The sequence below is a fragment of the Roseobacter sp. TSBP12 genome (assembly GCF_009129705.1).
In the GTDB taxonomy this organism is placed as follows: Bacteria; Pseudomonadota; Alphaproteobacteria; order Rhodobacterales; family Rhodobacteraceae; genus Celeribacter; species Celeribacter baekdonensis_A.
The window spans coordinates 1-1949 of record NZ_PYIB01000065.1 but is presented as its reverse complement, the minus strand read 5'-3'; the positions used below and the strand labels follow the sequence as shown (position 1 = coordinate 1949).

General features: G+C 63.8%; 1 protein-coding gene. It reads left to right on the top strand.

From position 1 onward, the window contains the following. Positions 1-1949: strawberry notch family protein (locus tag C8029_RS19645; protein WP_193217695.1), on the top strand; the 1949-nt coding region annotated here is incomplete at both ends.

Below are 1949 nucleotides of genomic sequence, written 5' to 3'. Positions count from 1 at the left end.
GCTGGTTCAAGCGCGGCGAAATCGAAGGCCAGCTGATGGCCGCGGCCGAGGGCGACGAAGGTGCCTTTCGCCTGCGCAAAGGCTGGTTCCTGGGCGATGGCACGGGTTGTGGCAAGGGACGGCAGGTCGCGGGTATCATCCTCGACAATTGGCTGAAGGGGTGTCGCCGGGCAGTCTGGGTGTCAAAAAGCGATAAGCTCATCGAGGATGCGCGCCGCGACTGGGTGGCGCTCGGCGGGCGCGAAAGCGATATCATGCCGCTCTCGAAATTCCGCCAAGGGAGCGACATCAGGCTTCCCGAAGGCATCCTTTTCGTCACCTATGCCACGCTGCGCTCTGCGACACGCGAGGGCAAAGCCTCTCGCCTCGACCAGGTGACGTCCTGGCTTGGCGAGGGGTTCGACGGGGTCATCGCTTTTGATGAAAGCCACGCCATGGCGAACGCCGCCGGCGAAAAGTCCGACCGCGGCGACAGACGCGCCTCCCAGCAAGGCCTCGCTGGTCTTGCATTGCAGAACGCGGTTCCGGATGCACGCGTCCTTTACGTCTCGGCCACTGGTGCGACGGTTGTCGGCAATCTGGCCTATGCCTCCCGCCTCGGGCTCTGGGGCACCGGGGATTTCCCCTTTGTGACGCGGGCAGAGTTCGTCGCCGCGATGGAAGCCGGGGGTATCGCCGCCATGGAGATTATCTCGCGCGACCTGAAGGCGCTCGGGCTTTATCTGGCGCGGTCCCTCTCTTACGCCGGGGTCGAATACGAGATGCTGGTGCATGAGCTGACGCCTGCCCAAGTCGCGATCTACGACAGCTACGCCGATGCCTATCAGATCATTCACAACAACCTCGAGGCGGCGCTTCAGGCCTCGGGCATATCCTCCGAGACCGGCACGCTGAACGCCCAGGCTAAATCCGCCGCGCGTTCAGCCTTCGAGAGCAACAAACAGCGCTTCTTCAACCATCTCATCACCGCTATGAAGTGCCCCTCCCTGATCCGTTCGATCGAGGCGGATCTGGCTGCGGGTCATTCGGCGGTGATCCAGGTGGTGTCGACCAGCGAGGCAGTGATGGAGCGCCGCCTCGAAGACATCCCGCCCTCCGAGTGGGATGATCTGCAGGTCGATTTTACGCCGCGCGAGAACATCATGGACTACCTGTTGCACAGCTTCCCGACGCAGCTTTTTGAGCCCTATACGGACGAGAATGGCGATCTGCGCTCGCGTTCTGCCCTCGATGGCGACGGCAATCCGATTATCTGCCGTGAGGCGGAGCGGCGGCGGGACGCTCTTGTCGAACATCTGGGTGCCCTCGCTCCGGTGCAGGGCGCGCTCGACCAGATCCTCTGGCATTTCGGCGGGGAGGCGGTCGCCGAGGTCACGGGGCGCAAGCGGCGCATCGTGAAAACGCGGCAAGGACGGCTCAAGGTCGAGAACCGCCCCGCCTCCTCCAATCTGGGCGAAACCCAGGCCTTCATGGATGATGCCAAGCGCATCCTGATCTTCTCCGATGCCGGTGGCACCGGGCGCAGCTACCATGCCGATCTCGGGGCCAAGAACCAGCGCCATCGGGTGCATTACCTTCTGGAGCCCGGCTGGAAGGCCGACAATGCGATCCAGGGGCTCGGGCGCACCAATCGTACCAACCAGGCGCAGCCGCCGCTGTTCCGGCCGGTGGCGACCAATGTGAAAGGCGAGAAGCGGTTTCTTTCCACCATCGCCCGCCGTCTCGACACGCTCGGGGCCATCACCAAGGGGCAACGCGAGACCGGCGGGCAGAACATGTTCCGCGCAGAGGACAACCTCGAGAGTCCCTACGCGCGCGCGGCGCTGCGGCAGTTCTTCTACAAGCTGCGGGCGGGCAAGATCGACGCCTGCTCCTACGCGAAGTTTCAGGAGATGACCGGGCTGACGCTCGATGAGGCGGATGGTACGATGAAAGAAAACCTGCCGCCG